General features: G+C 69.4%; 14 protein-coding genes and 1 pseudogene. 9 read left to right on the forward strand and 6 right to left on the reverse strand.

Annotated elements, in window-relative coordinates; translation table 11 throughout:
• The first annotated feature begins 206 nt into the window (after positions 1-206).
• The 7 genes and pseudogenes from D466_RS0114750 (at position 207) to D466_RS0114780 (ending at position 10751) form a co-directional block, all read left to right on the forward strand.
• Positions 207-1679 carry a DUF3375 domain-containing protein gene (locus D466_RS0114750; RefSeq protein WP_018914480.1) on the forward strand — a complete coding sequence of 491 codons (1473 nt, stop codon included), beginning with the start codon at positions 207-209 and terminating at the stop codon, positions 1677-1679.
• Between the two features lie 27 nt (positions 1680-1706).
• On the forward strand, positions 1707-2384 hold the full coding sequence (locus tag D466_RS0114755; RefSeq protein ID WP_018914481.1) for a DUF4194 domain-containing protein: 678 nt from the start codon (positions 1707-1709) through the stop codon (positions 2382-2384).
• A gap of 7 nt (positions 2385-2391) precedes the next feature.
• The gene (locus tag D466_RS21920; protein ID WP_018914482.1) at positions 2392-5814 is read left to right on the forward strand and encodes an ATP-binding protein; all 3423 of its coding nucleotides are present in this window, start codon (positions 2392-2394) and stop codon (positions 5812-5814) included.
• Entirely contained in the window at positions 5811-7034 is a 1224-nt protein-coding gene (locus D466_RS0114765; RefSeq protein ID WP_018914483.1) for a DUF3322 domain-containing protein, read from the forward strand. Before D466_RS21920 ends, D466_RS0114765 begins: the two co-directional genes overlap by 4 nt.
• A 765-nt stretch (positions 7035-7799) precedes the next feature.
• A pseudogene (locus D466_RS24820) lies at positions 7800-8038 on the forward strand (type II toxin-antitoxin system PrlF family antitoxin); the annotation flags it as partial.
• Between the two features lie 2 nt (positions 8039-8040).
• Positions 8041-8490 (forward strand): type II toxin-antitoxin system YhaV family toxin, encoded by a 450-nt coding sequence (locus D466_RS22920; RefSeq protein ID WP_051083769.1) that lies wholly within the window; start codon positions 8041-8043, stop codon positions 8488-8490.
• A 176-nt stretch (positions 8491-8666) separates the two neighbouring features.
• Positions 8667-10751, forward strand: a complete 2085-nt coding sequence (locus D466_RS0114780; RefSeq protein ID WP_026285319.1) for a bifunctional diguanylate cyclase/phosphodiesterase — start codon at positions 8667-8669, stop codon at positions 10749-10751.
• A 47-nt stretch (positions 10752-10798) separates the two neighbouring features.
• Here D466_RS0114780 and D466_RS0114785 read toward each other — a convergent pair whose 3' ends face one another.
• From D466_RS0114785 to D466_RS0114805, 5 genes are all read right to left on the reverse strand, one after another.
• Positions 10799-11731 carry a dihydrodipicolinate synthase family protein gene (locus tag D466_RS0114785; protein ID WP_018914486.1) on the reverse strand — a complete coding sequence of 311 codons (933 nt, stop codon included), beginning with the start codon at positions 11729-11731 and terminating at the stop codon, positions 10799-10801.
• A gap of 82 nt (positions 11732-11813) precedes the next feature.
• Entirely contained in the window at positions 11814-12626 is an 813-nt protein-coding gene (locus D466_RS0114790; protein WP_018914487.1) for an SDR family NAD(P)-dependent oxidoreductase, read from the reverse strand.
• Positions 12627-12658: 32 nt separating this feature from the next.
• Positions 12659-14164, reverse strand: a complete 1506-nt coding sequence (locus D466_RS0114795) for an aldehyde dehydrogenase (NADP(+)) (RefSeq protein ID WP_018914488.1) — start codon at positions 14162-14164, stop codon at positions 12659-12661.
• A gap of 106 nt (positions 14165-14270) precedes the next feature.
• A complete protein-coding gene (locus D466_RS0114800) occupies positions 14271-15473 on the reverse strand; it encodes a fumarylacetoacetate hydrolase family protein (RefSeq protein WP_018914489.1) in 1203 nt (400 codons plus the stop codon).
• Positions 15470-16357 carry an SMP-30/gluconolactonase/LRE family protein gene (locus D466_RS0114805; protein WP_018914490.1) on the reverse strand — a complete coding sequence of 296 codons (888 nt, stop codon included), beginning with the start codon at positions 16355-16357 and terminating at the stop codon, positions 15470-15472. Before D466_RS0114805 ends, D466_RS0114800 begins: the two co-directional genes overlap by 4 nt.
• Positions 16358-16428: 71 nt before the next feature.
• Here D466_RS0114805 and D466_RS0114810 point away from each other — a divergent pair, with 71 nt between their 5' ends.
• A complete protein-coding gene (locus D466_RS0114810; protein WP_018914491.1) occupies positions 16429-17382 on the forward strand; it encodes a LysR substrate-binding domain-containing protein in 954 nt (317 codons plus the stop codon).
• 55 nt (positions 17383-17437) lie between these two features.
• On the opposite strand, the gene D466_RS0114815 is transcribed toward D466_RS0114810, so the two are convergent.
• Positions 17438-19168 (reverse strand): IlvD/Edd family dehydratase, encoded by a 1731-nt coding sequence (locus D466_RS0114815; RefSeq protein ID WP_018914492.1) that lies wholly within the window; start codon positions 19166-19168, stop codon positions 17438-17440.
• Positions 19169-19351: 183 nt separating this feature from the next.
• Between D466_RS0114815 and D466_RS0114820 the strand changes: the two genes are divergently transcribed.
• Positions 19352-20128 (forward strand): SDR family NAD(P)-dependent oxidoreductase, encoded by a 777-nt coding sequence (locus D466_RS0114820; RefSeq protein WP_018914493.1) that lies wholly within the window; start codon positions 19352-19354, stop codon positions 20126-20128.
• The last annotated feature ends 21 nt before the right edge of the window (positions 20129-20149 follow it).

Consider the following 20149-nt stretch of genomic DNA (forward strand, 5'->3'; position numbering starts at 1 on the left):
CCGGCCCTGGGGGCGCTCTCAAGAAAACGCCGGGCCGCCCCAAGTTTTCTTGACCCCCACGGGGGGCGGGCTGGGCGCAGCCCGGCCCTGGGGGCCCTCAAGACGAAGCTGGTTGTTGCGCGTGAGGCGCACTTTCGGTTGGGGTCGGCCGCGGCATGAACCTCGTTTTCGCCACTGCCAGCTGCCTGTGTGTCTAGCGCAAGTTCATGGACCACGCCACCCTCGCCACCCAGCGCGACCGCCACCCGGCCTGGCGCCTGCTGGCCTCGCCGCACGCGCCGCTGGTGGCGAGCTTCCTCCACCGGGTGTTCGTGGCGCCGAACGTCCGCGTGATGAGCGAGGCCGATTTGGCGGAGGCGTTGGAGGACGAGCTTTTCGCTCTGCGCGAGCAGGTGGGGCCGGAGGCGTACCCCAAGGGCGCACGGGACTACCTGACCGACTGGGCCGCGCCGGACAAGGGCTGGCTGCGCAAGTTCTACAAGCCGGGCACGGATGAAGCGCAGTTCGACCTGACGCCGGCCACTGAGAAGGCCATCGCCTGGTTGCTGTCGCTGACCGAGCGGCCGTTCGTCGGCACCGAGTCACGCTTGCTGACACTGTTCGCCCTGCTGGAGCAGATCAGCGCCGGTACCGAGGCCGACCCGATCAAGCGGGTCGCGGATCTGCGCAAGAAGCGCGACGAGCTGGACGTCGAGATCGCCCGCGTGCTGGCGGGCGACGTGCCGCTGCTGGACGACACGGCGGTCAAGGACCGGTTCCAGCAGTTCCAGCAACTGGCGCGCGAACTGCTGGCCGATTTCCGCGAGGTCGAACACAACTTCCGCCTGCTCGACCGAAAGGTGCGCGAGAAGATCGCCCTTTGGGAAGGCGCCAAGGGCGCGCTACTTGACGAGATCATGGGCGAGCGCGACGCCATCGGAGACTCGGACCAAGGCCGCAGCTTCCGCGCCTTCTGGGACTTCCTCATGTCCAGCCGGCGTCAGGAGGAGCTCTCCGAGCGGCTGGACCAGGTGCTGGCGCTGCCCGCCGTGGCGGCGCTGAAGCCCGAGCCGCGCACGCGCCGCGTGCACCACGACTGGCTGGAAGCCGGCGAACACGCGCAGCGCACCGTGGCCCAGCTGTCACAGCAGCTGCGCCGCTTCCTGGACGACCGGGCCTTCCTGGAGAACCGCCGCATCCTGGACCTGCTGCACGGTATCGAGAGCAAGGCGCTCGGCATTCGCGATGCCACGCCCAGCGGCACGTGGATGCCTATCGACGCCATGGGCGCTGATATCGAACTGCCGCTGGAACGACCCTTGTTCGCGCCGCGCGTCAAGCCACGCCTGACTGATCTGGCGATCGCGGCCGGCGAGGACGACATCGACACCGCGCGCTTGTTCGACCAGATCGTGGTGGACAAGGCGCGCCTGCGGTCGGCCGTTCAACGCGCACTGCGCCGCCAGCCGCAGATCACGCTGCGCGAGTTGCTGGATGCCGAGCCCTTGCACCAGGGTCTGGCAGAGCTGGTGGCTTATCTGGAGCTGGCCCACGCGGGAGATGGCAGCAACGCGCTCGACGGACTGCGCGCACTCGTCGATGAAGCCGTGGAAGATTCGATCCGCTGGGAGGCCCGCAACGCAGCGGGTGATGCTGTGATGCGCGAGGCTCGCTTGCCCCGCGTGATCTTCACCCGCTGAAGGCGCTGGGCCAGGGAAGAGAAGAACATGAACGACGCGCTGCACGAGAACGATCCGCCCGAAACCTCGCCCAGCTCGCTGCCAGCCGTGCCTGAGTTGTCGCAGCTGATGGTGCATCTGCTCAAGGGTGTGCATTACCGCGAGGATGACGAGCGTTTGTGGGCCAGCCTTCTGCGGCTACAGGCACGAGTCAGGGAACAGGCCGCCGTGCTGCTACTCGACCTGGTGCTGGACGAGGCCGAGGGCCACGCTTTCCTGAAGAGCCGCCCGGACCCGGATGAGTCCGAGGGCGCGTTCCGCCTGCCTCGGCTCGTTGCACGACGGCCGCTCTCCTACCCGGTGAGTCTGATGCTGGCGCTTCTGCGCAAGCGCATGGCCGAGTTCGACGCCAGCGGTGGCGACACGCGGCTGGTGCTTTCCCGTGACGAAATCGCCGAGCTGATGCGAGTGTTTCTGCCCGATGGCACGAACGAGGCCCGGCTGATCGACCATGTGGACGCGACCATCGCCAAGGTGGTCGATCTGGGCTTTCTGCGCCGGCTCAAGCCCGCTGCCGGCAGTGCGCAGGACCGAGGGCACTACGAGCTGCGGCGCATCCTGAAGGCCTTCGTGGACGCACAGTGGCTGGCCGAGTTCGATGCGCGGTTGGAGGTCTACCGCTCGGCGCTGTCGGGTGGCGCTGGCAAGGAGGCGGGCGATGCTTGAGGCGCCGATGGACTCGCCGACATTGGGCCTGGACTTCGTGGCGGACGACAGCCGGGTCGGCTTTCGGCTGCAGCGGCTGGAGGTGTTGAACTGGGGCACCTTCGACAAGCGTGTCTGGCGCTACGAGCTCGACGGTCGCAACGGCCTGCTCACGGGCGACATCGGTTCAGGCAAGTCCACGCTGGTCGATGCCATCACGACCTTGCTCGTGCCGGCGCATCGCGTGGCCTACAACAAGGCGGCCGGGGCGGATTCACGCGAGCGCTCCTTGCGCTCCTACGTGCTGGGCCACTACAAGAGCGAGCGCAACGAGGTCACGGGCAGCGCCCGGCCTGTGGCGCTGCGCGATGCGTCGAGCTACTCGGTCATCCTCGGTGTCTTCCGCAACGAGGGCTACGACCAGGCCGTGACGCTGGCCCAGGTATTTTGGCTGAAGGAGCCGCAAGGCCAGCCTGCCCGCTTGTTCGTAGCCGCGGAGCGGGCACTCGCCATCGCCGACGACTTCAGCGGCTTCGGCAGCGATATCACTGCGCTGCGCAAGAAGCTGCGCGGCGCGGGCTGCGAGCTGCTCGACAGCTTTCCGCCTTACGGCGCCTGGTTCCGCCGTCGCTTCGGCATTGAGCACGAGCAAGCCCTGGAGCTCTTCCACCAGACCGTCTCGATGAAGTCGGTGGGCAACCTCACCGACTTTGTGCGCAGCCACATGCTGGAGCCCTTCGACGTGGGCAGCCGCATCGAGGCCCTGATCCGCCACTTCGACGACCTGGACCGTGCGCATCAGGCGGTGCTCAAGGCCAAGCGGCAGGTGGACTTGCTGACGCCCCTGGTCGAGGACGGCAAGCGTCACCTGGCGCTGACGGCCGAGATCCAGAACTGGCGGGATGCGCGCGACCAGCTTCGGCCGTACTTCGCCCGGCTCAAGGGGGAGCTGCTGGACCGCCGCCTCGGCTTGCTGGCGGAGGATACTGCCCGGCTCGATGCGCAGGTCGAGCGCCTGGATGCGCAGCGTGAGACCGAGCGCGTTGAAGTCGGCCGTTTGGAGCGGGCCCTGCGGGACAACGGCGGCGATCGCCTGGAGGATCTGGCGGCGCAGAGTCGCCGTCTGGAGCAGGACAAGGAACAGCGCCAGAAGAAGTCGGACCGCTTCCAAGCGCTGCTGGCCCGCATCGATGAGGCGGCGCCGGCCGATGAAGTCGGCTTTCTCGCCCAGCAGCAGAGCATTGCCCAGCGCGCGGAAGGTTTGCGCGAGCGCATTGCCGACTTGGACAACCGCGAGCGCGAGGAGGACTTTGCTTTCCGCAAGGGCCGTGAAGAGCGCAGTGCCTTGTCCGACGAGATCGACAGTCTGCAGCAACGCAAGAGCAACATCGACGCCACCCAGATACGCATCCGCGATGCGCTTTGTGCGGCCCTCTCGATTGGTGAGGACGAACTGCCTTTCGCGGGCGAGCTCATCCAGGTGCGTGAGGACGGGCGTGATTGGGAAGGTGCCGCCGAGCGGCTGCTGCGCGGCTTCGGCCGCGCGCTCTTGGTCCCGGACGCGCACTACAGGGCCGTGGCGGATTGGGTGGACCGTCAGCATCTCGGTGCTCGGCTGGTGTACTTCCATGTGCGTCCACGAAAGGCAGCGCAGGGCGCGGCGCTGCATCCGCAGTCGCTGGTGCGCAAGCTCGTCATCAAGCCGGATTCGCCGCACTACGAGTGGCTGGAGCAGGAACTTCGCCAGCGCTTCGACGTTGCCTGCTGCGACACCGGGGAGCAGTTTCGCCGCGAGGCCCGCGCCATCACGCGCGCCGGTCAGATCAAGGATCCGAGCGGGCGCCACGAGAAGGACGACCGCAGCCGCATCGACGACCGCGGCCGCTACGTGCTCGGCTGGAGCAATGCCGACAAGCTGAGGACCCTGCGAGACCAGTTGGAGCGCCTGGAGGCAAGACTTGCCACGCTGGGGCAGCGTATCGGCGAGATCCAGCAGGCGCGAAACGAACTGCGGGGCCGGCTGGATGCACTCAGCAAGCTGGAAGAGTTCACGCGCTTCGCCGATATTGACTGGATGAGCCTGGCTCGCCAGATGGCCGCGCTCACCGAGGAACGTGCGAAGCTGGAAGCCGCCTCGGACATGCTGCAAGCGCTGGGTCGCCAGCTCAACGCGGCGCAAGGTCGGCTCACGGAGGTGGAAGGCCAGCGCGACGCGGCGCGCGACAAGCGCTCGGCGGTAGCTACCAAGCAGGAAGCGGCGCAAACCCTGCGCGATCAGGCCCGCACCGCTTGGGCCGATGCGCCGCTGACCGAGGCGCAGATCGAGCGCCTGGACGCCTGGCGTTCGCAGGCGCTGGACGAGCATCAACTCACGGTTGAATCCTGTGACAACCGCGAGCAGGAGGTGCGCAAGTGGCTGCAGGAACGCATCGACGCGGAGGACAAGCGCCTGGCCCGTCTGACCGAACGCATCGTCAATGCCATGCGCGGCTTCAAGGAGGAGTTCAAGGCCGAGACCGTCGAGATGGACGTGAGCCTGGCGGCGCTGTCGGAGTACGAGCGGATGCTTGCGGGCCTCAAGGGCGATGACCTGCCTCGATTCGAGGCGCGTTTCAAAGAGCTGCTCAACGTCAACACCATCAACGAGATCGCCAACTTCAACGCCCAGCTCGCTCGCGAGCGGGAGACGATCAAGGAGCGCGTCAACTTCATCAACCAGTCGCTCCAAGCGATCGACTACAACCCCGGCCGGTACGTCAAGCTGGTGGCGCTGCCCAGCCCGGATGCGGAGATCCGGGACTTCCAGCAGGATCTGCGCGCGTGCACCGAGGGCGCGATGACGGGCTCGGTGGACGAACAGTATTCGGAAGCCAAGTTCCTGCAGGTCAAGGCCATCATCGACCGCTTCCGGGGCCGCGAGGGCCTGTCGGACGCCGACCGGCGCTGGACCGTCAAGGTCACCGACGTGCGCAACTGGTTCTTGTTCTCGGCCAGCGAGCGCTGGCGCGCCGACGGGGCCGAGCACGAGCACTACTCGGACTCGGGCGGCAAGTCAGGCGGTCAGAAGGAGAAGCTGGCCTACACCGTGCTGGCTGCGAGCCTGGCCTACCAGTTCGGGCTGGAGTGGGGCGCTGTTCGTTCGCGGTCGTTTCGCTTCGTCGTCATCGACGAAGCTTTCGGGCGCGGATCCGACGAGTCGGCGCAGTACGGGTTGCGCCTGTTCCAGCAGCTCAACCTGCAATTGTTGATCGTCACGCCGCTGCAGAAGATCCACATCATCGAGCCCTTCGTGTCAAGCGTGGGATTCGTCCACAACGAGGGCGGGCGCGACTCGCGGCTGCGCTGTCTGTCGATCGAGGAGTACCGGGCACACAAAGCAGCAGGGACCGTATCGGGGCGGGCCGAAAGGATGGCCGCCGCAGGCGCGGCGGAAGGCGACGCGGCACCATGAGCTGGACCACGCCGGCAGACCTCCGAGCCCAGGTCCAACGCCTGTGGGACCGGGGCGAGTTGCTGCGTGCGACGGTCACGGACGCTAGTGCGTGGCCCCTGCGCCTGAGCTTGAAGGCGCCCAGCGCTGCGGACTTGTCCGATCGCTTCGAGTCGGTACGTGATTGGGTGCGCGCCGTCGCCGGGACCCCGCAGGTTCGGATCGAATGGCGTGAGTGGAACCACCGCATTCAAGGGACGCAGCGTCTTCCTGCAGCGGTCTGGCTCGACACCCTGCAGGAGGCCTTGGTCTTCATCGGCAAGGCTCGTCAGGCGCAACGCTTCGAGGCTTTGTGGCAGCAGACGGCAGTCGCGCAGCCAGCGCTGCTGGCGTGGCTGTCCCGACGGCCGATCCATGCGCTGGACCTGGCCGACCGTTGGGCGCGACTCCTGTCCATCGTGGCATGGATGCAAGCGCATCCTCGCCCGGGCGTGTACCTTCGCCAGGTCGACGTGCCTGGGGTGGACAGTAAGTTCATCGAGGCCCACCGAGGGGTTTTGGCCGAGTTGCTGGACTTGGGTTTGCCGCCCGAGGTCATCGAGACTGGAGCGACCGGCGTCGCGCAGTTCACTCGCCGATTCGGCTTTCTGGACAAGCCTGTGAGGATCCGGTTTCGGCTGTTCGGCCCGGCACTGTCCAGCTTGCCGGGCTGCCAGGCCTTGCCCGGTGGGCTGGCTGACATCACCCTGGACGCCACCAGCTTCGCGGCACTGGCCCTACCCGTCGAGCGCGTATTCATGACCGAGAACGAGACCAACTTCCTCGCCTTCCCGGCCGTGGCGGGATCCATCGTCGTCTTCGGCGCTGGCTACGGTTGGGAGGCGCTGGCGCGCGCCGCGTGGCTGCATCGATGCGAGCTGCTCTACTGGGGTGACATCGACACCCACGGGTTTGTCATCCTCGATGAGCTGCGGGGCTACTTTCCCGACGCGGTGTCCTTCCTCATGGACCGGGAGACGCTCCTTGCCCACCGCCTGCACTGGGGCGAGGAGCCCGACCCTGCGCGCCACGACTTGTCACGTCTCACGCCAGAGGAGACGGCGGTCTATGACGACCTCAGATTCGATCGCCACCAGCCCCGGCTGCGCCTGGAGCAGGAGCGCGTGGGGTTTGACTGGTTGTGCGATCGACTGGCGGGTCTCCCCTCGGGAGCCCGCGCGGCGCCGCCCCGATGCGCGTAAGCTCGGGAGGCACTGCGTGACCTGGACTGGCAGTGTGTTCCATAACGTCTCCCTTGGTTGACATTGGCATGCAATATGGAACATCAAGCTGTCATGTCAACCGGTGCGCAATCCATCCTGGGACTCGCGAAATCACGTGGATTGGTGCGGCCCCTTGATCGGGTCAGATTGGGACTGCCTCGGGCTGTCCTGACGCGACTTGTGCGCGCGGGGGCTCTACGCGTTGCCAGACCGCTCGGTCTCTGAGCACGCACTCCTCGCCGAGGTGGCGCGTATGCACGCAAGGGGCATCGTCTGCCTGCTGTCTGCGTTGCGGTTTCATGGTCTCGCCACCCAGGCTCCGTTCGAGCGATGGCTTGCGATTCCGAAGTCAGCGCGGGTGCCCAAGGCCAGCTATCCACGGTTGCGGATCGTCCGGTTTTCCGGCGATGCGCTGACTCTAGGGATCGAGGAGCACATGGTCGACGGGGTCCCGGTCCGCATGACGAGCGTCGCCAAGACCGTGGTCGACTGCTTCAATTACAGGAACACGACGCCGCACGATCGACGGATGGCGAGTTCGCCCAGACCTGGACGCCAGGGCGTGGGTGGACTTGATCGATGGCGGCTCCATCGACGCGGGTGCGGTTGGCCGCCGGTCAATCGAACGCGGAATTGGGGTGTTTCACGCCAATCCGCAGCATCTGCAGGCAATGCCATTGCATTGACGGGGTAATTCGATTGCATTGCCGTGCGGCTGTCAACCCAGCTCCGCTGCACACCGCCATGGCCGCGACCCTCGAAGTCGAATCCACACTCACTGATCGCTACCAGACCACGGTGCCGGAAACCGTGCGTCGTGCCCTCAAGCTGGGCTGGGCAAGCGCGACAAGATCCACTACACCATTCGCCCCAGTGGAGAGGTGGTGCTGACGCGCGCCGAAGCATCCGACGGGGAGGACCCGGTGCTGGCTCAGTTCCTCGGCTTCCTGGCCGCCGACATCGCTCGCCATCCCGAGCGGCTGCACTGTTCCTGGCGCAGATTGAAGCGCTGGCGCGGCAGGTCGAGACCCTGAGGCGGCAGGACCCGCCAGGGTACGTCAAGAAGAACGCCAGCAAACGGCTGGCCGCGATCACCAAACTGGCGTTCGATGTCATCCCGCAAGACCCGACGCGACCGGAGTACCGCCAGGGTGGGGCGCTCGGTGACGATCACAAGCACTGGTTCCGGGCCAGGTTCTTCCAGCAGTACCGACTGTTCTTCCGCTACCACGCTCCGAGCAGGGTGATCGTCTACGCCTGGGTGCATGATCAGGACACCCAACGCGCCTACGAAAGCAGGGACGACGCTTACCGGGTGTTTCGCAAGATGCTTGAAAGTGGGCATCCGCCCGATGACTGGGATCAGCTCCTGGCCGAGGCACAGAAGGAATCGCAGCGGATGAAGGAATCACAGCCCATCTGGATATCGACGTGATCGAGGCGTTCCAAAAGCGTGCCGAGGCCAAGGCGACACGACACCAGGCTCCTGGCAGACGCTGAGCGTGGCGTGGGGCGCCGCGCGCCGGAAGGTCGCGCCGGTGTGCGGCCCCGCGGCCTGCTTGCACTATGCTGGCGGGTCGCCGCTCCGATGCCAGTCATCTGCTCTCGCGCATGAACGAACTGCTGGATGATCCGCTCGCGGACCTGCTCAGGGAATCCGAGGTCCTGCTGCGGGGCCTGCTGGGCAATGCGATGGTGGGCATGTACCTGGGGCAGGACGGACGTTTCGTCTACGTCAACCCCTGGCTGGCCGGCCTGTTCGGCTACAGCCAGCAGGAGCTCTGCGCCGGCATGGGGCCGCTGGACCTGACCGCGCAGGAATCCCGCGAGCGGGTGGGCGAGGAGATCGAGCGGCGTACGCGCGGCGAGGTGCCGTCGAGCCACTACGGATTCAAGGCCTTGCACCGCGACGGCAGCACTTTCGAGGTCGAGGTGTTCGGAGTCGCCACCCGCCTCGGCGGCCGCCCGGCCGTGATCGGCATCCTGCACGACATCTCCGCGCGGGAACGCGCGGCGCGCGCGCTGGCGGACCAGTTGCGCCTGACCGAGACCCTGATCGAGACCATCCCCGGTCCGCTGTTCTACAAGGACGAGCGCGGCATCTACCTCGGTTGCAACCGCGCCTTCGAAGCCTTCCTGCGCCGTCCGCGCGAGCAGATCGTGGGCAAGTCGGTCTACGAGGTGGCGCCGAAGGAACTCGCCGACGTGTACTACGCGGCCGACGATTGGCTGTTCAGGCATCCCGGGACGCAGACCTACGAAACCGTGGTCGAGAACGCGCAGGGCGAGCGCCGTGACGTGGTGTTCTACAAGGCCACCTTCGACAAGGCCGACGGCAGCCTGGGCGGGCTGCTGGGGGTGATCCTGGACATTACCGAGCGCAAGGAACTCGAGCGCAGGGTCTGGGAGCAGGCCCACCATGACGCGCTGACAGGGCTGCCCAACATGCGCCGGCTGCGCGAACGCCTGGCGGCGGCGGTGGAGCTGGCCGGGCGCAGCCGCGACAAGGGTCTGGCCCTGCTGTTCATCGACCTCGACCGCTTCAAGGAGGTCAACGACACGCTGGGCCATGCGGCGGGCGACGAACTGCTGGTGGATGCCGCGGGGCGCCTGCGCGGCGCGCTGCGCGCGTCCGACCTGGTCGGACGCCAGGGCGGCGACGAATTCCTCATCCTGCTCGACGACCTGGAGACCGAGGAACAGGCGGAGCAGGTCGCCGCCAAGGTGGTGGAGGTGCTGTCGCGGCCCTTCGTGCTCGAGGGCCAGGAAGTGCGCCTGTCCGCCAGCGTGGGCATCGCGCTGGCTCCGCAGGACGCGCAGGACGTCGAGACCCTGATCCGGTTCGCGGATCTGGCCATGTATGCGGCCAAGGCGGCGGGCCGCGCGGGGTACCGGCGTTTCTCGCGGGAGATGCAGGAGCAGGTGGCACGCCGCCGTGCCGTCGGCGAGGCGCTTCGCCGCGCGCTGGAACTGGGGCAACTCGGCGTGCATTACCAGCCCATCGTCGAGCTGGGCAGCGGCCGCGTGGACAAGGCCGAAGCCCTGTTGCGCTGGAGCCATCCCGGCCTGGGGGCCGTGAGCCCGGCCGAATTCCTTCCCATCGCCGCCGAGGTCGGGGTGCTCGAGGCCCTCTCCGAATGGTTCATCGAGCAGGCGCTGCGGGCGATGCGCGAGGCTTCGAGCGCACGCCCCGGGCGACCGCTCCAGGTGGCGATCAACCTCTCTCCCAGGCAACTCGCCGGCGGCGCCTGCGAGGCCTGGCTGTCGGCATTGCGCGGCGCCGGACTGTCGCCGGGGCTGCTCGCTGTGGAGGTCACCGAGGAGACCCTGCAGGATGGAGGTTCCGCGGTGCTGCGGGGCCTGCACGCGCTGCGCGCGGCGGGGATCGATATCGGCCTGGACGATTTCGGCAGCGGCCACTCCGCGTTCTCGCATCTTCGCGACCGCCTGGTCAGCCACATCAAGATCGATTCCTCGCTGGTCTGCGCCCTGTCGTCCGAGCCGAACGGGCATGTCATCGTCGATGCGCTGATCGCCATGGCGCACACCCTGGGCCTGCGGGTGACGGCCGAGGGCGTGGAGACCGAAGCTCAGCGCGAGCTGCTGGCGCAAGGGGGCTGCGATTTCGCGCAGGGGCTGCTGCTGGGCGAGCCGATGCCCCTGCCGGAACTGCTGGAGTTCATCGCCCGGCGTTGAGCTCGCGCCTTGCTGCCCCTGCCCGCAGCGCCCCTCAGGAACGCCCCTCAGGAACGCCCCCAGCGCAGCACCAGCGGATCCAGGCGCCTGGCGGTATCCAGCAGGCCGCGCAGGGTCTGCGGGTGCAGGGGGGGCAGCGGGTGGCGCCCCGCGGGGCAGGCGATCACGCCGCCGGCGTGCATCAGCGCCTTGGCGGCGAGCAGCCCGGCCTGGCGGTTCTCGTAGTTGATCAGCGGCAGCCAGCGCTGGTAGTGCTCCCAGGCCTGGTCGCGCCGGCCGGCGGCCCAGTGTTCCAGGATCGGGCGGATGCCGTCGGGGTAGGCGCCTCCCGTCATCGAGCCCGTGGCGCCGGCCTCCAGGTCGGGCAGCAGGGTGATGGCCTCCTCGCCGTCCCAGGGCCCCTCGATGGCCTCGCCGCCGAGCTCGATGAGTTCGCGCAGCTTGGAGGCCGCGCCCGGGGTCTCGATCTTGAAGTAGGCCAGGGGCTCGATCTCGCGCGCCATGCGCGCCAGGAAGGCGGCGCTCAGCGGGGTTCCGCTGGCGGGCGCGTCCTGCACCATGATCGGGATGCGGATGGCCTCGGCGACCCGCGCGAAATGCTCGTGGATGCCGGCTTCGCCCACGCGGAAGGTGGCCCCGTGGTACGGGGGCATCATCATCACCATCGCCGCGCCCAGGGCCTGCGCCTGCACGGCGCGCGCGCGCACGATGGGCGTGGCGTAGTGGCTGATGGTCACGATCACCGGCACGCGTCCGGCCACGTGTTCGAGGATGGCGCGCTGCAGCTGGTCGCGCTCGGCGTCCGACAGCGCGAACTGCTCGGAGAAGTTGGCCAGCAGGCACAGGCCGTCCGAGCCCGCGTCGATCATGAAATCCACGCAGCGCAGCTGGCTCTGCAGGTCGAGGCTGCCGTCGGCGTGGAAGGTGGTGGGCACCACCGGGAAGATGCCGCGGTAGCGCGCGGCGCGGGAGGGGGTCATCGGGAAGTCTCCGGGGAGGGTTCGCGGCACGCGTGCGGGCGCGGGTGCCTGCGTGCGGGAAGGGGCTGGAGCCGCGGCGCGCTCAGGTCCAGCCGGCGTCGACCTTGAACTCCTGGGCGGTGCACATCAGCGCGTCGTCCGAGGCCAGGAACAGCACCATGCGGGCGATGTCCTGCGGCAGCATCTTGTCGGGCAGGCATTGCATGCGCTGGATCTCCTGCTCGCCGTTGGCGTCCAGCCACAGGCGCATCTGGCGCTCGGTCATCACCCATCCGGGCGAGACGGTGTTGATGCGGATGCGCTCGCGCCCCAGCTCGCGTGCCAGGCCGCGGGTGAGCCCGTCCACCGAGGACTTGGCCACCGCATAGCAGGGGTAGCCGCTGCCCTTGGCCTGCCAGCCGGTGGAACCCAGGTTGATGACGCTGCCGAAGCCCAGGCGGCGCATGCCGGGAACCACCGACTGGATGGCGAACAGGGCCGGGCGCTGGTTGATGGCGATGCGCTCGTCGTAGTACGCGGGCGTCACCTCCTCGAGCGCGTGGCGGTCGTCGCTGGCCACGTTGTTGACCAGCACCGCGAAGTCGCCCAGCTGCGCCGCGGCGCGCGCGATGGCGCCCTGCAGCGCGGCGATGTCGCGCACGTCGCAGCGTTCCCACCAGGGGCGTGGCAGGCCGGCCGCCTGCAGGTGTGCGCACAGCGCTTCGCTGGACTTCGCGTCGATGTCGACGAAGCCCACCCGCGCGCCCTGCTCGGCGAAGGCGGCGACGATCCCGGCGCCGATGCCGCTGCCGCCGCCGGTGACGAACACGCTGCGTGCGCGCAGGCTGGGGTAGGCGGCCAGGCGCTCGGCCTCGACGGGGGCGCGCAGGGCGCCGGCGGGAGTCTGTTGGCTCATGGTGTCTCCTGGTATGGCGATTGGAAGGGACTTCAGCGCGCCGCGGGCGCCTGCCAGCGGCCGTCGACCAGGCGGCGCAGGCCCAGCGGGTTGGCCTCGCGCAGCGCCTCGGGCAGAAGCGGGTCGGGGCAGTCCTGGTAGCACACGGGGCGCAGGAAGCGTTCGATGGCCAGCGTGCCCACCGAGGTGCTGGCGGGCGCCGTGGTGGCCGGCCAGGGGCCGCCGTGCACCATGGCATGGCATACCTCGACCCCGGTGGGAAAGGCGTTGAACAGCAGGCGTCCGACGCGGCCTTCCAGCGCGGCGATCAGCGCCGCGTGGGCGGCCAGTTCGGCGCTCTCGCCGTGCACCGTGGCGGTGAGCTGCCCGGCCAGCGAGCGCGCCACCTCGGGCATGCGCGCGGCGTCGTCGAGTTCGACGATCAGCCCCGTGGGTCCGAACACCTCCTCGGCCAGCTTCGGCTGCGCCAGGAAGTCCTCGGCGCCGACTCGGAACACATGCGGCGCGACGCGCTCGCCGGCGTCCTCGCCCGCGGCCGCCAGGCGCACGCCACGCCCTTCGGCCACGCGGCGGGTGCCGGCGCGGTAGCCGGCGAGGATGCCGACGCCCAGCATGGCTTGCGCGCCTTGCTGGCGCGCGGCCTCGGCCAGCGCCGCGCAGAAGCTCTCCAGCGCCTCGCCGCGCTGCGCGAACACCAGCCCGGGGTTGGTGCAGAACTGGCCGGCACCCAGGCTGAGCGAGCCCAGGTAGGCGCGCGCCAGCGCCGCCGGGTCGCGCGCCAGCGCGCCGGGCAGCAGGAACATCGGGTTCACGCTGCCCATTTCCGCGTACACGGGAATGGGCTCGGCACGCGCCTGCGCGGCGCGCGCCAGCGCGCTGCCCCCGGCGAAGGAGCCGGTGAAGGCCACGGCGGTGATCAAGGGGTGCTCCACCAGCATGCGGCCGACGTCGTGGCCGGCGCCGTGCACCATGGAGAACACGCCCTCGGGCATGCCGCTGGCCTGCACGGCCCGGCGCAGCGCGCCGGCGGCCAGATCCGAGGTGGCCGGGTGCCCAGGGTGCGCCTTGACCACCACCGGGCAGCCCGCGGCCAGCGCCGAGGCGGTGTCGCCGCCGGCCACCGAGAAGGCCAGCGGGAAGTTGCTGGCGCCGAACACCGCCACCGGGCCCAGGGGCACGCGGTACTGGCGCAGGTCCGGCCGCGGCGGGCTGCGCCGCGGGTCGGCGTGGTCGATGCGCACGCCGAGGTGGTCGCCGGCGCGCACGACCTCGGCGAACAGACGCAGCTGCCCCGTGGTACGCGCCAGTTCCCCGCGTGCGCGGGCTTCGGGCAGCGAGGTCTCGCGCGGTACGGTCCGCGCGAAGCCGGCGGCCTCGGCCTCGAGTTCGAGGGCCATGCGTTCCAGCAATTCGGCGCGGGCCTGCGCGGGACGCGCTCGGAAGTCGGCGGCCGCCGCGGCCGCGGCGCGGCAGGCGCGGTCGATGTCGGCCGCGGTGGCCTCGGCGGGGGCGGGGGAAGGGGAGGCTTGGGGGCTCATGGCTGGGTGGCCGCGCGTGGCGGCTGCGAAGGGATGGACAAGGCGCACGCGGTGCCAGGGTCGTTGCGGGAGGCGCGTGCGCGGGGAAGGGATCGTGCGGACTGCGTCAGCCCAGCAGGCCGCGCCCGGCGAGGTTGCGCATCAGCGCGCCGGCACCCTGGGTCCACGGCGCGCAGCGGTCGCTGGGCATCACGCGGTTGCACAGGGCGCCCAGGTCCGGGGTGCGGATCGACACCACGTCGCCGAGGTGGTGGGTGAAGCCCTGGCCCGCCGCGCCGCGATCCTGGATGGGCGCGAACAGCGTGCCCAGCAGCAGCACCGCGCCGTCGGGGTACTGGTGCATGGCATGCAGCGCCTGCGCCAGCGCACGCGGCGAGCGGCTGATCTGCGCCATGTTGCTGGAGCCCTCGAGCACGAAGCCGTCGGCGCCCACCACGCGCAAGGCCAGTTCCACGCGCTCGAGTTCGCGCTCGCCCCAGCGGGCGTCGAACAGACGCACGAAGGGGCCGATGGCGCAGCTGGCGTTGTTGTCCTTGGCCATGCTCAGCAGCAGGGCCGAGCGGCCCTCGAAGTCGCGCAGGTTGACGTCGTTGGCCAGCGTGGCGCCGACCATGCGTCCGCTGCTGGACAGCACCAGCGCCACTTCCGGCTCCGGGTTGTTCCAGCGCGATTGCGGATGGATGCCCGCGTGGGCACCGAGGCCCACGCCCGACAGGGGCTGCGCCTTGGTGAAGATCTCCGGATCGGGCCCGATGCCCACCTCCAGGTACTGGGACCACAGTCCGCGCTCGGTCAGCCTGCGCTTGAGCGCCTGCGCCTGTTCCGAGCCCGGCACCAGCCGGGCCAGGTCCGTGCCGATCAGCGCCACCATGTCGCGGCGCAGTTCGGCGGCGCGCTCGGGCACGCCCTTGGACTGTTCCTCGATCAGGCGCTCCAGCAGGCTGGCGGCGAAGGTCACTCCGGCCGCCTTGAGCGCCTGCAGATCGACGGGGGCCAGCAGCCAGGGGCGGCCCGGGTCGCGCAGCTGTTCGTCGCTGTTGCGCAGCAGGGCGTCCACGCCGCCCAGGCTGCGCCCGGGGGCGGACGCCACCAGCGCCGCGGGATCGGTGGCCTCGAACAGGTCGCGCACCGTGGGCGCCTCGCGGCTGGTGATGTCGAACACCTCGCCTGCGCGCAGGGTGACCACCGCGGGGCCGCCGGCCTCGGGCAGCCAGGCACGGCCCACCAGCAAGGCGTCGGGGTCGGCGGGCAGCACCTGGCGGGCCGAGAGATCGAGCGCCGGCAGCGGCGCGGTGGAGTTCCCGGTCATCGTGCACTCTCCTGGGGGGCGGGTTTGCCGAAGCGGCCCGGCGGCAGGCCGCGCACGCCGGGGTGCAGCCGGAACAGCGCGCCGGCCAGGGGCTCGTCGTCACGCCCGCGGGCGGCGGTGGTCACGTACAGCTCGTCGAGGTGCTCGCCGCCGAAGGCGCAGGAGGTGACCTGCGAGGCGGGCAGGGCGATGCGGCGATCCAGCCGGCCGTCGGGCGTGAAGCGACTCACCCGGCTGCCGCCGAAATGCGCCACCCACAGGCCGCCGTCGGCGTCGCAGCACATGCCGTCGGGGTAGCCCTCGTCGCCCTCGAAGCGCAGGTGCGCGCGCCTGGCGCCGAGTTCGCCCTCGGGCGAGCAGTCGAAGGCGTAGATGGTGCGCGCCGCGGTGTCGGTGTGGTACAGCGTGCGCCCGTCGGGGCTGAAGGCGGGGCCGTTGGCGATGCCGTAGGGATGGTCCACGCGCAGCAGCTCGCGGCCGTCGATGCGGTACAGCGAGCCGCTGACGGCCTTCTCGGAGTTGTCCATGGTGCCGGCCCACACGCGTCCCTGGGCGTCGGCCTTGGCGTCGTTGAAGCGGTTGCCCGGCAGGTGGGCTTCGGGGCGCGCCCACTCGGACACCACGCGCGGTCCGGCATCGTCCACGCGCAGGTGCACGATGCGAGTGCGCAGGCCGGCCAGGAAGCCGTCGCCGTCGGCGCGCTCGATCAGCCAGCAGCAGGCTTCCGGCAGGGACCATTCCCGCTGGCGCGCGTCGCCGCGGCGCCAGCTCAGCAGGCGCGAGGCGTCGATGTCCACGAACAGCAGCGTATCCAGGCGCGGCACCCACACCGGGCCCTCGCCCAGTTCGGTGCGCGCCTGCCACAGACATTGCACGTCATGCATGACAATTTCTCCAGATTTTGCGCATTTACGATCTATATTCGGATATCTCGAACATCCTGCATCCGATTTTCATGACCACTCCCCACGGCGACTGGTTCCAGCGCGCGCGGCTCAAGTTGCGCCATCTCCAGTTGTTCGCCGCGCTGGACGAGCATCGGAACATCCATCGCGCCGCCGAGCAACTGGGCATGAGCCAGCCGGCCGCCTCCAAGCTGCTGGCCGAGCTGGAGTACCTGCTCGGGGTCAGCCTGTTCGAGCGCCACCCGCGCGGCGTGGAGCCGAACTGGTACGGCGAGGTGCTGATCCGCCATTCGCGCAGCATCATCGCCGAGCTGGACAACGCCGGCGAGGAGCTCGCCGCGCTGCGCGAGGGCAACAGCGGGCGCGTGGTGGTCGGAACCGTGGCGCCGGGCATCGACCTGTTGGCCCAGGCCATCGAGCGCCTGCACCTGGAGTCTCCCCAGTTGCGCGTGTCCATCGACACCGACGTGAGCCAGAGCCTGGTGGAGGCGCTGGCCGAGGGCAAGTACGACCTGGTGCTGGCGCGCATTCCCGACAAGCTGCAGGGCAATCGTTTCATCTACGAGAACCTGGCCGAGGAGCAGCTCAGCCTCGTGTGCCGCCAGGGCCACCCGCTGTGCACCCGCGACACCGTGGGCCTGGGCGAACTGGCCGAGTACCCCTGGGTGCTGGAGCCTCCCGACGGCCTGCTGCGCCAGCGGGTCAGCGAACAGTTCCTGCGCAGCGGCGTGGCGCTGCCGCGCCAGACCATCGAGACTCGCTCGGTGCTGGTGTCGATGGCGCTGATCGGGCGCACCGACGCCATCACCGCGATGTCCAGCGACGTGGCGCGGCTGGCCTTCGATCCCAGGCGTTTCCATGTGCTGCGCTTCGAGGAGGGCTTCAGCCTCAAGCCCTTCGGCATCGTGCGCCAGAAGGGGCGCCGCCTGTCCCCCGGCGCGATGCAGCTGATCCAGGCCGTGCGCCGCGCGGCCGAGCACACGGCCGCGCGCACGCAAGCCTGAAGGGCCGCGGCGGCCGGGCCCGAGCGGGGCGGCCGCGCGGGCCTCAGTGCGGGCCTCAGTGCGAATCGCGCGCAACCTCGGACCCGCTGCCGCCGACCAGGAAGTCCAGGTCGGCGCCGCGGCTGGCCTGCTGCACATGCTCCACGTACAGGCGGGCCCAGCCGCGTTCGGGCTTGGGCGGGGGCTGCCAGGCCGCGCGGCGCGCGGCCATCTCCTCGTCGCTGATCTCCAGGCTCAGGGAGCGCGCCGGCACGTCCAGGCTGATCATGTCCCCGTCGCGCACCAGGGCCAGCGGGCCGCCGGCCGCGGCCTCCGGCGAGGTGTGCAGCACCACCGTGCCGTAGGCGGTGCCGCTCATGCGCGCATCCGAGATGCGCACCATGTCGCGCACGCCCTTGCGCAGCAGCTTCGGCGGCAGCGGCATGTTGCCCACCTCGGCCATGCCGGGGTAGCCGCGCGGGCCGCAGTTCTTCAGCACCAGGATGCAGTTCTCGTCCACGTCCAGCGACTCGTCGTTGATGCGCTCGTGGAAATGCTCGATGTTCTCGAACACCACCGCGCGCCCGCGATGCCGCAGCAGTTCCGGCGTGGCCGCCGAGGGCTTGATCACGGCGCCCTCGGGCGCCAGGTTGCCGCGCAGCACGGCGATGCCGGCCTCCGGGCGCAGCGGCCGGTTCCACGGGCGGATCACCTCGCGGTTGAAACACTCGGCGTCGCGCACGTTGTCCCACAGCGAGCGGCCGTTCACGGTCAGCGCGTCGCGCTCCAGCAGGCCCTGCTCGGCCAGTTCGCGCAGCACCACGGGCAGGCCGCCGGCGTAGAAGAAGTCCTCCATCAGCGCCTCGCCCGAGGGCTGCAGGTCGACGATGCAGGGCAGGTGCGAGCCCAGCTTGTCCCAGTCATCGAGCTTCAGGTCCACGCCGATGCGTCCGGCCAGCGCCAGCAGGTGGATCACCGCGTTGGTCGACCCGCCGATCGCCGCGTTGGTGCGGATGGCGTTGACGAAGGCCTCGCGGCGCAGGATGCGCGACATGCGCAGGTCCTCGCGCACCATGTCCACGATGCGCCGCCCGGTGAGCTGCGCCAGCGTGAAGCGGCGCGCGTCCACCGCGGGGATGGCGGCGTTGCCGGGCAGGGCCATGCCCAGCGACTCCACCATGCAGGCCATGCTCGATGCCGTTCCCATGGTCATGCAATGCCCCTTGGAGCGGTGCATGCAGGACTCGGCCTCGACGAATTCCTCCATGGTCATGGTCCCCGCGCGCACCTCCTCGGACATGCGCCACACGCCGGTGCCCGAGCCCAGCGTGGCACCGCGGAAGCGCCCGGTGAGCATGGGCCCGCCGGACAGGCCGATGGTGGGCAGGTCCACGCTGGCCGCGCCCATCATCAGCGAGGGCGTGGTCTTGTCGCAGCCCATCATCAGCACCACGCCGTCGATGGGATTGCCGCGGATGGATTCCTCCACGTCCATGCTCGCCAGGTTGCGGAACAGCATGGCGGTGGGGCGCAGTTGGGTCTCGCCCAGGGACATCACCGGGAACTCCAGCGGAAAGCCGCCGGCCTCCCAGACCCCGCGCTTGACCCAGTCGGCGAGTTCGCGCAGGTGCGCGTTGCAGGGGGTCAGCTCCGACCAGGTGTTGCAGATGCCGATGATCGGGCGCCCGTCGAACAAGTCGTGCGGATGTCCCTGGTTCTTCATCCAGCTGCGGTAGACGAAGCCGTCGCGGTCCTCGCGTCCGAACCACGCCTGGCTGCGCCGCGCCGGCTTCTTGCTGTCTGTCATCCTGTCAAGCCTTTCTCGGCGCGAGGCCGCTTTTCGAAACGGAACATGTCGAAGGATGCTAGCAACCGGGCCCGGTGGCGTTAATGCCGCTTTCCTTATTCAGGCATGATGGTTTTGACATCCGCACGCGGGGATTTTGTGGTTCCAATATCGGACACTTCGACAACATGGAGGAGAAGCGAAATGCCCGATCAGGAGGCCGTCTACCCGAGCCTGCGCGAGCGCAGCGTGTTCATCACCGGCGGGGGCAGCGGCATCGGCGCCAGCCTCACCCGGGGCTTCGCGCGCCAGGGATCCAGGGTGGTTTTCGTGGATATCGCCGAACAGGCCAGCCAGGATCTGGTGGAGTCGGTTCACGCACAAACCGGGACGCGGCCGGAATTCATGCGCTGCGACATCCGCGACATTTCCGCGCTGCAGGGCTGCATCGAGGAGGCGCGCCGGCGCAACGGCAATATCTCGGTGCTGGTCAATAATGCGGCCAGCGACGACCGGCATCGCATCCAGGACGTGAGCGTCGACTACTGGGACGAGCGCATGGCCGTCAACCTGCGCCCGATGTTCTTCGCCGCGCAGGCGGTGGCGCCGCAGATGCAGGCGCTGGGCGGGGGATCGATCATCAACTTCGGCTCGGTGAGCTGGCGCATGGGCACGGCCGACGTGCCGGTGTACGCGGCCGCGAAGGCCGCCGCGCACGGGCTCACGCGCAGCCTGGCGCGTGACCTCGGGGTGCACAACATCCGGGTCAACACCCTGGTGCCCGGCTGGGTGATGACCGAGCGCCAGCTGCGCCTGTGGGTCAACCCCGAGTCCGAGAAGGTGATCGACGCCAACCAGTTCCTCAAGACCCGCGTGCGTCCCGAGCACGTGGCCAGCATGGCCCTGTTCCTGGCCGCCGACGACAGCGCGCTGTGCAACGCGCAGGAGTTCATCGTCGACGGAGGCTGGGTGTCGTCCTGAAGCTCCCGGAGCCGGACCTCC

This window comes from Thiomonas sp. FB-6 (assembly GCF_000377645.1).
Classification (GTDB): Bacteria; Pseudomonadota; Gammaproteobacteria; order Burkholderiales; family Burkholderiaceae_C; genus Thiomonas_A.

What these genes read in the sequence shown, in the direction of transcription:
- D466_RS0114765 (WP_018914483.1), top strand. Translation starts at nt 5,811, where the DNA reads ATGAGCTGGACCACGCCGGCAGACCTCCGAGCCCAGGTCCAACGCCTG.
- D466_RS0114815 (WP_018914492.1), bottom strand. Translation starts at nt 19,168, where the DNA reads ATGACAGACAGCAAGAAGCCGGCGCGGCGCAGCCAGGCGTGGTTCGGA.
- D466_RS0114820 (WP_018914493.1), top strand. Translation starts at nt 19,352, where the DNA reads ATGCCCGATCAGGAGGCCGTCTACCCGAGCCTGCGCGAGCGCAGCGTG.
- D466_RS0114785 (WP_018914486.1), bottom strand. Translation starts at nt 11,731, where the DNA reads ATGACCCCCTCCCGCGCCGCGCGCTACCGCGGCATCTTCCCGGTGGTG.
- D466_RS0114795 (WP_018914488.1), bottom strand. Translation starts at nt 14,164, where the DNA reads ATGAGCCCCCAAGCCTCCCCTTCCCCCGCCCCCGCCGAGGCCACCGCG.
- D466_RS0114790 (WP_018914487.1), bottom strand. Translation starts at nt 12,626, where the DNA reads ATGAGCCAACAGACTCCCGCCGGCGCCCTGCGCGCCCCCGTCGAGGCC.
- D466_RS0114800 (WP_018914489.1), bottom strand. Translation starts at nt 15,473, where the DNA reads ATGACCGGGAACTCCACCGCGCCGCTGCCGGCGCTCGATCTCTCGGCC.
- D466_RS0114810 (WP_018914491.1), top strand. Translation starts at nt 16,429, where the DNA reads ATGACCACTCCCCACGGCGACTGGTTCCAGCGCGCGCGGCTCAAGTTG.
- D466_RS0114750 (WP_018914480.1), top strand. Translation starts at nt 207, where the DNA reads ATGGACCACGCCACCCTCGCCACCCAGCGCGACCGCCACCCGGCCTGG.
- D466_RS0114780 (WP_026285319.1), top strand. Translation starts at nt 8,667, where the DNA reads ATGAACGAACTGCTGGATGATCCGCTCGCGGACCTGCTCAGGGAATCC.
- D466_RS0114805 (WP_018914490.1), bottom strand. Translation starts at nt 16,357, where the DNA reads ATGCATGACGTGCAATGTCTGTGGCAGGCGCGCACCGAACTGGGCGAG.
- D466_RS0114755 (WP_018914481.1), top strand. Translation starts at nt 1,707, where the DNA reads ATGAACGACGCGCTGCACGAGAACGATCCGCCCGAAACCTCGCCCAGC.
- D466_RS21920 (WP_018914482.1), top strand. Translation starts at nt 2,392, where the DNA reads ATGGACTCGCCGACATTGGGCCTGGACTTCGTGGCGGACGACAGCCGG.